Raw genomic sequence first — 7498 nt, 5'->3', positions numbered from 1 at the left:
CACTCACCAAATTTATGCATCACTCGAAGCCTCCAGCAAAATCCGCCCGCTGGAACACGTGGCGGTCTCGTTGCGATAGGCGAAATACAACTTGCTGCGTACCGGATCGAAACGCAGGTGTAACTGGATTTCATCGCCGGGGCGCACCAGTTGCTGGAACTTCAGCACTTCCATGCCGGCGAATTTTTCCGGCAGGTTCATCAGTTGCTGGCCAAGGCTCAACGCCCAATCCACTTGCACCACGCCGGGCAATACCGGCGCCTGAGGGAAATGGCCGCTGAAGTAGGCGAGGTCCGGTGGCACCGCCAGTTGCAGGCTCCATTCGCCATCGGCTTCGACCTGCTCCAGCACTTGCGGCGCCTTTGGACGCGGCGCCAGCAGCTGCGCTTCGACGTCGGCCTGAGGCAGTTTGCCCTGAGCGTTCAGCGGCAACTGCCGCAGTAAACGCCAGCGTCGAGGCAAGGCAAGGGCTTCGCAATGCTGGCTCAGGTGTTGGCGCAATGCCTGAGTGAGGGTGCGTCGACCTTGATTGCGCAAGGCATGCAAACCTTGCTCGCTCAGCACCAGCAACGCACCCAGTGATGCGCGATTTTCCTGAACCACGCCCAGGCGCGCTTCGGCGACCCAGTCGTGGGCCATCAGCGCGTGTTCCAGCATCGGCAAGGAGATACGTTTTTCTTCCAGTTTGACGATCCGGTCCAGACGGCCCAGCAATTCGAAGCGGCCATCGGCCGCGATTCGCGCGGCATCCGCGGTGTGTTCAATATGGCCGGGTGGCAGGTACGGCGAGGCAATGAGCAGCGCGCCATCGCTGTCCTGGTTCAATTCGATGCCCGCAAACGGCTGCCACAAATCAAGTCCCTGGCGCCAGGCAATGCCGCCGGTTTCCGAGCTGCCGAAGATTTCCGTCGGCCACTGTTGCAGGCGTTGCTGCAGGCTTTGCGCTGCCTCGGCCGGCAATGCGCCGCCCGAGGAAAACACCCGACGAACTGCGCTCAAGGCCGGCCAGTCGAGGTTGTCGCCCATGCGCTTGAGCAGCGCCGGGCTGGCGACCCAGGCGAAGGCCGGGTGTTCGCGGCTGGCGCGCTGCAAATCTTCCGGAAAGGCCAGTTGCTTGCGCACGAACGAGCGCCCGGCACACAGCGGCCACAACACCCGAAACAGCAAACCGTAGATGTGTTGGGTGGCGACGCTGCCGATGATGCAGGCTTCAGCCAGATCGGCGCCCCAGAGGTGTTCCAGGGCTTCGACTTCATTGGCCAGTTGGCGCAGGTTTTTGTCGATGCGTTTGGGCGCGCCACTGGAGCCGGAGGTGCACAGGCTAAGCGAGCAGCGATCCAGGTCCAGTGCTGCTGCACTTAGCGGCGCATGGCGATAGTCGCTCAACTGAGCGTCATCGGCCTGATCTGTCAGCCACAGATCGACTTCGCTCGACCAGCGCTGGCGCGTCTGGGGTTGCAGGTCGGCAGGCAGCAATACGCTGATCCCGGCACGCCAGGCGCCAAGCAGGGCAATCGCCAGGTCGGCGGCGTCTTCCAGATGCACGGCAATGCGCTGCACACCCTGCGCTTGCAGGCCGGCGGCCAGGCTCAGGGCCTGTTCGCACAATTGTGCGTGATTCAGCACCGGCTCGGCCGTCACGGCGCGTTCCGGTTGAGCCTTGAGCAACAGGTGCTCAAGTTTTATCCAATTCATGGGTGGCCTCGTACCCGTTGTCGTATAAGCCATTCAATGGCAAACATCAGGCCGATCAACCCATAGGAGATCAGGCCGGTGTACAACATCCACCAACTCAGCGGCGCCCAGAGGGTCAGGGCGGCGGCGCACAAACCGTTGCAAAGAAAAAACCAGCACCAGGCAATGGTGACCTGGCGGGTGTAGCGAATGGCCTTGGCCGGCAAGCGTGGCTCACGCAGGCGGGCCAGGCGCTCGATCATCGGCGGGCCGAATTTCAGGCTCAACCCGAACAGCACCAGCATGAAGCCGCTGATCAGCACGGGGTACCAGCGCAGCATGGCGGGGCTGTCGAACAGTGCGAGCAACAGGCAAAACACGATGGCGACGATGGCCATCCACAGGCTCCCTGGTCGCCGCACGCCCGTCACCGCTCGCGCCAGCCACAGGCTGCCCAGCAGCAGGCCGAACTGCCACGGGGCGAAATGCTCCATGCCGAAATACACCGCGAAAGGGTACAGCAGCCCCGCGAGCAGCAGGCCGAGGCCGATCAGTCGACTCATGCGGCCGGCTGAACCAGACGGTAGACCGCCTCGACGACGTCGCTGACGGTACGCACCGATTTGAATTCTTCGGCGGCGATTTTCTTGCCGGTCTGGCGTTTGATGTGATCGATCAGGTCGACCGCGTCAATGCTGTCGATTTCCAGGTCCTGGTACAGGTTGGAGTCGAGGCTGACACGTTCTGGATCCAGCTCGAAGAGTTCGACCAAGGCATCGCGCAAGGTGTTGAAAATGTCGTCACGAGTTTGCATGGTCCGGTCTCAAGCTGCCTGTTTTGCAGTGACGAACGCCGCAAGGCTCGCCACGTTGCTGAAGTGATTGCGGGTGTCCTTGGCGTCGGCATCGATTTTGATGCCGTACTTTTTCTGGATCGCCAGGCCGAGTTCCAGGGCGTCGACGGAGTCCAGGCCCAGGCCTTCACCGAACAGCGTCTGGTCATTGCCGATGTCTTCGACGCTGATGTCTTCGAGGCCAAGGGCGTCGATGATCAACAGTTTTATTTCACGGTGCAGATCGCTCATCTTCGGCGAGCTCCTTAATAAAGTAGTGATGCAGGTAATCATTGAGCTTGCGCGAGGCTTGAGGCGCCGGGCCTTGTGCAGCGAAGGCCTGTGGGTCTATATCGGCCCCGACACGGAAACTGAAGTGCACGCGACGTTTAGGGATCCGATACCAGGGTTCAGCCTTGGTCAAAGTGGTCGGGCTGACCTTGATGACCACCGGTGTGAGAATTTTCGCACCGCGCAGTGCGATCGACGCCGCACCCCGATGGAAGGCGGGTGCTTCGCCGGGCTGGGTGCGGGTGCCTTCGGGGAAAATGATCAGGGTCTGGCCGCTTTTCAGCGCGTCGGCCGCGGCGTCGAGCATGTCCATGCTGCCATCGTTGCTGATGTATTCGGTGCAGCGTAACGGGCCACGGGTGAAGGGGTTTTCCCACAGGCTGCTTTTGACCACGCAGTTGGAATGGCGCACCAGGCCGATCAGGAACACCACGTCGATCAGCGACGGGTGATTGGCGATGATCATTTGCCCGGGGCGGCCGAGTTTTTCCGCGCCCTCGATGTCGTAGGTCAGCACGCCGGTGCGGGCCATGAACCGGACGAAAAACCAGAAACAGCGGCTGACGGTTTGCCGCGCACGCAAGCGGTGCGTCTGCGCATCGCCGGGCAGACAGCCCAGCACCGGGAATACCACCAGGCGCAGGCAGAGCCCGCCCAATCCGAAGAGGGTGAAGCTTGCGGCGGTGGCCAGCAAACGCCAGTAATAGGCGTCGCGGTTTTTTTCGGTTACCGATTGCGTTGCCAGTTCCATACACGATTTTTCCAGGCATGTTGGCAGGTGGTCTGCTGGCCCAGCAGGGTACGCAAGAGATTCAGGGCATGGGGCCAGTGGGCTTTGGACAACTCATCCGAAGTGCTGTTCAAGGACAATTGCCAGTCGTTGCCCGGCGTGAGCAACAAAGCCACCGCGTAGGGAAAGGGCACGTCGTCGATCCAGGTCGAATAGGCTTCGGGTGGCTGCTCTTCGGTGACCACCAGCAGGACGGCGGGCGCTCCTTCGCCAAGCAGCGCCGCAGCCTCTAGCATGCCGTGTTCAAGGCCATCGCCGGCCGCAGCCAGAGCGGTCATTTCGCTGGTTTCGCCACGCATGATCGACCACAGGCCGATGACTGCGTTGTGCACAGACAGGCTGAACTGAGTCGGCGACAGGGGCTGATCGGCGGCCAGATCGCTGAGGATTTCGAAGGTGCGCGGGGTTTCGCCGTGGCGGGAAATAAAGACCAACGGTAGGTCAGGGCGACCATCGGCCAATGGCCAGCCGACACTGAACGCCATCCGCGCCAGACGGCTGAGCCGCCGCCGTTGCATGGCCGGCAGAAACGAGACGTCGGGGGCGGCATCGCAGCTTGGCAGCACGACCGGTTGTCGGCTCCAGGCCTGCCAATCGTCCACGCTTTCGAGCCCAGGGGCCCACGCGCGCCATTGGGCGATGTTGAAGTTGATCACAGACATTCATCCCGCCCCTGCGGGCTTTCTTGACGCGGCAAGTCGCAAAATCGGCGATTCACCTGACGTGACGCTGAGCGTCGAGTGGCGCGCATTATCCCGTTGCGGCGAGCGCGTAGCAAATGCTGGTTACATTTTGCTCAACGAAATGTACCGATTGGTTCGTGAAAAGCTGTCGTTTGGCCATTATTCACGTCGGTGGACGGATGTCTGTCGGCGCCGAGAGCATTTTTCCGGACGAGAAGGCGGCTTTTTTGGTGAGTGTTTGCACCTGACTGCGTAGTCCCTGTGCCGGCGAGGTAGCTAAGCGACGCCGTGGACTACTACACTCGGTCATTCTTTGATACACGGAGGTTTTGACATGCGGCGCGTGGTATTCAATCAGAAAGGCGGCGTAGGCAAATCCAGCATTGCCTGCAATCTGGCGGCGGTCAGTGCCAGCGAGGGCTATCGCACCCTGTTGGTGGATCTTGATGCTCAGGCCAATTCGACCCAGTACCTCACCGGGCTCACCGGTAATGACATTCCGATGGGGATTGCCGACTTCTTCAAGCAAACGCTGTCTTCAGGCCCGTTTTCGAAGAAAAACCAGGTCGATATCTACGAAACCCCTTTCGACAACCTCCACGTCATCACCGCCACCGCCGAACTGGCGGACTTGCAACCCAAGCTTGAGGCGAAACACAAGATCAACAAGCTGCGCAAACTGCTCGACGAGCTGGCCGAAGATTACGACCGGATCTACCTCGATACGCCGCCAGCACTAAACTTTTATGCGGTTTCTGCCTTGATTGCCGCCGATCGTGTGCTGATCCCCTTCGACTGCGACAGTTTCTCGCGCCAGGCACTGTACGGTCTGCTGGCGGAAATCGAAGAATTGAAGGACGACCACAACGAAGGGCTGGAAGTGGAAGGCATCGTCGTCAACCAGTTCCAGGCCCGCGCCAGCCTGCCTCAGCAAATCCTCGACGAGTTGATTGCCGAAGGGCTGCCCGTGCTGCCGGTGTACCTGGGCACTTCGGTGCGCATGCGCGAATCGCATCAGGCCAACACGCCGCTGATCCACCTCGACCCACGGCACAAGCTGACCCAGCAATTCGTCGAGCTGCATAGCCTGCTGGAAAATGCCTGATCTCGCGATGACACCGAACACCTGTGGGAGCGAGACCGGCTTGCCGGCGATAGCGGTGTGTCAGACAACATCAATGTTGAATGACAGATAGCAATCGCGAGCAGGCTCGCTCCCACAATTGATCGAGGTGTTCTTAAATCCCCTGGCTACGCAACCAGCTCATCAACTGCGGCAACGGAAACGCCCCGCTCTGGCGTGCCACTTCCCGGCCGTTCTTGAATAGAATCAGGCTCGGAATCGAGCGAATCCCCAACTGCGCCGACAACTGCTGATTCGCCTCGCTGTCCAGCTTGGCCAGCCTGCATTTGCCCGCCAACTGACTGGCTGCCTGCTCAAACACCGGCGCAAAAGACTTGCACGGCCCGCACCAGTCCGCCCACACGTCCACCAGCAACGGCAGATCGCCCTTGATCTGACTGGCGTAATCACCTTGTTTCAATTCAAAAGGCTTGCTCAGCAAGACCTCGGCTTTGCAGCGCCCGCATTTCGGCTGATCGCCGAGGCGCTCGGCGGGGATGCGGTTGAGGCCGTTGCAGTGGGGGCAGGGGATGAGGAGTGGTTCGGACATAATCGGGCTCTGAATAAATGGGTAATCAGTGAAGCTGATCTGGAGTCGAAGTCGGTGGTTATCAAGGCGACATTCCGTAAGTCACTCAAGAGGAACAACTGATCTCCAAATGCTTCCCCCACTCCGGCGGCCGTTCGGCGTAACCCTCCATCCCCGGTTGCTCCTCGAACGGATTGCTCAGCACCGCATGCAGCCGGCGAACCTCTGAATAGTCGCCGCTCTCCGCCGCGTCGATGGCTTTCTGCGCCAGGTAGTTGCGCAGGATGTAGAGCGGATTGACCGCGTGCATCCGTTGGCGGCGTTGTTGCTGGTCAACTTCACCTTCGCGGGCAACACGGGCGACATAGCGTTCTGCCCAGGCATCAAAGCCCTTGATGTCGACGAAGTCGTCGCGCAAGCGGGCGACGGCCAGCTCGGGTGACTCGTCGCCGAGGCGGCGGAAGAACAGGCTGTAATCGACGCCGCTGTTCTGCATCAGTTGCAGCAGCTGTTCCAGCAGTTTCTGGTCATCGTCTTCAGCGGTGGTGAAGCCGAGGCGACGGCGCATCAGGTCCAGGTAATGGGCCTGGAACAGCGGCAGGTACAGGCCGAGGGTTTCGCGCAGGGCTTCGACGCTGATGAACGGCGTCAGCGCCTGGGCCAGCGCGCTGAGATTCCACTGGCCGATCGGCACCTGGTTGCTGAAGGAATAACGGCCCTGATCATCGGAGTGGTTGCAGATGAAGTTGGCGTCGAAGTCATCGAGGAAGGCGAACGGGCCGAAGTCGAAGGTGATGCCGAGGATCGACATGTTGTCGGTGTTCATCACGCCGTGGCAGAAGCCATAAGCCTGCCATTTGGCGATCAGCTCGGCATTGCGCTCGACGACTTCGCGGAACATCGCCAGGTACGGTTCTGGCTGTTCGAGGCATTCCGGGAAGTGCATGGCCAGCACGTGCTCGCCGAGTTCTTTCTGCTTTTCGGGGCGTTTGGTGTAGTAGAAATACTCGAAATGCCCGAAGCGCACATGGCTCGGTGACAGGCGCAGGATCATGGCTGCGCGTTCCTGTTTTTCGCGCCACACCGGCGTGTCGGAGCCGATCACGCACAACGCACGGGTGGTCGGGATGTTCAGGGCATGCAGCGCTTCGGACGCAAGAAACTCGCGGATCGACGAACGCAGCACCGCACGGCCATCGCCCATGCGCGAAAAAGGCGTCTGGCCGGCGCCCTTGAGGTGCAGGTCCCAATGCTCGCCGGCCTCGTTGTAGACCTCGCCCAGCAGCAGTCCGCGACCGTCGCCCAGCTGTGGGTTGTAGGAGCCGAACTGATGCCCGGAATACACCATCGCCCGCGGAATTGCATCGGCCCACAGCTTGTGGCCGCTGAACAGCTCGGCGAACTCCGGGGTTTCGGCCTCGGCCGGATCAAGGTCGAGCAGCGCCATGGCGGCAGGGCTCGCGACGACCAGGCGCGGGTTGTCGATAGGCTCGGGCAGTACGTGGGCAGAAAATGTATCGCCCAGGCGATCGAAGCGATTATCGAAGGTCAGTTCGTCGAGGGCTTTCACCGGCCA

9 protein-coding genes are annotated in these 7498 nt (G+C 60.9%); 1 reads left to right on the top strand and 8 read right to left on the bottom strand.

The window, feature by feature from the left end; all coding sequences use genetic code 11:
* Positions 1–12: 12 nt before the first annotated feature.
* Genes KGB27_RS09650 through KGB27_RS09625 form a run of 6 tightly spaced genes read right to left on the bottom strand, consistent with a single transcriptional unit; the run spans position 13 to position 4249 of the window.
* Positions 13–1695, bottom strand: coding sequence for an acyl-CoA synthetase family protein (locus tag KGB27_RS09650; RefSeq protein ID WP_223554160.1), 1683 nt, complete (start codon positions 1693–1695; stop codon positions 13–15).
* Positions 1692–2237, bottom strand: coding sequence for a hypothetical protein (locus KGB27_RS09645; protein WP_008025126.1), 546 nt, complete (start codon positions 2235–2237; stop codon positions 1692–1694). The genes KGB27_RS09650 and KGB27_RS09645 overlap by 4 nt, the downstream gene beginning before the upstream one ends.
* Positions 2234–2488 carry an acyl carrier protein gene (locus KGB27_RS09640; RefSeq protein ID WP_008025124.1) on the bottom strand — a complete coding sequence of 85 codons (255 nt, stop codon included), beginning with the start codon at positions 2486–2488 and terminating at the stop codon, positions 2234–2236. Before KGB27_RS09640 ends, KGB27_RS09645 begins: the two co-directional genes overlap by 4 nt.
* Positions 2489–2497: 9 nt before the next feature.
* Positions 2498–2758: a phosphopantetheine-binding protein gene (locus KGB27_RS09635; RefSeq protein WP_008025122.1), complete on the bottom strand. Its 261-nt coding sequence runs from the start codon at positions 2756–2758 to the stop codon at positions 2498–2500.
* The gene (locus KGB27_RS09630) at positions 2739–3548 is read right to left on the bottom strand and encodes a lysophospholipid acyltransferase family protein (RefSeq protein ID WP_008025119.1); all 810 of its coding nucleotides are present in this window, start codon (positions 3546–3548) and stop codon (positions 2739–2741) included. Before KGB27_RS09630 ends, KGB27_RS09635 begins: the two co-directional genes overlap by 20 nt.
* The gene (locus tag KGB27_RS09625; protein ID WP_008042032.1) at positions 3524–4249 is read right to left on the bottom strand and encodes a beta-ketoacyl synthase chain length factor; all 726 of its coding nucleotides are present in this window, start codon (positions 4247–4249) and stop codon (positions 3524–3526) included. The genes KGB27_RS09630 and KGB27_RS09625 overlap by 25 nt, the downstream gene beginning before the upstream one ends.
* 355 nt (positions 4250–4604) lie before the next feature.
* Between KGB27_RS09625 and KGB27_RS09620 the strand changes: the two genes are divergently transcribed.
* Positions 4605–5375, top strand: coding sequence for a ParA family protein (locus tag KGB27_RS09620; protein WP_008025116.1), 771 nt, complete (start codon positions 4605–4607; stop codon positions 5373–5375).
* A gap of 133 nt (positions 5376–5508) precedes the next feature.
* Here KGB27_RS09620 and trxC read toward each other — a convergent pair whose 3' ends face one another.
* On the bottom strand, positions 5509–5943 hold the full coding sequence (trxC, locus tag KGB27_RS09615) for a thioredoxin TrxC (RefSeq protein ID WP_008042033.1): 435 nt from the start codon (positions 5941–5943) through the stop codon (positions 5509–5511).
* A gap of 85 nt (positions 5944–6028) precedes the next feature.
* Complete coding sequence (selO, locus tag KGB27_RS09610) at positions 6029–7492, bottom strand: protein adenylyltransferase SelO (RefSeq protein WP_223554158.1); 1464 nt, start codon at positions 7490–7492, stop codon at positions 6029–6031.
* Positions 7493–7498: the final 6 nt, after the last annotated feature.

It is taken from the genome of Pseudomonas sp. BF-R-01 (genome assembly GCF_019946615.1).
In the GTDB taxonomy this organism is placed as follows: Bacteria; Pseudomonadota; Gammaproteobacteria; order Pseudomonadales; family Pseudomonadaceae; genus Aquipseudomonas; species Aquipseudomonas migulae.
This window is presented reverse-complemented; position numbering and strand designations above follow the sequence as displayed.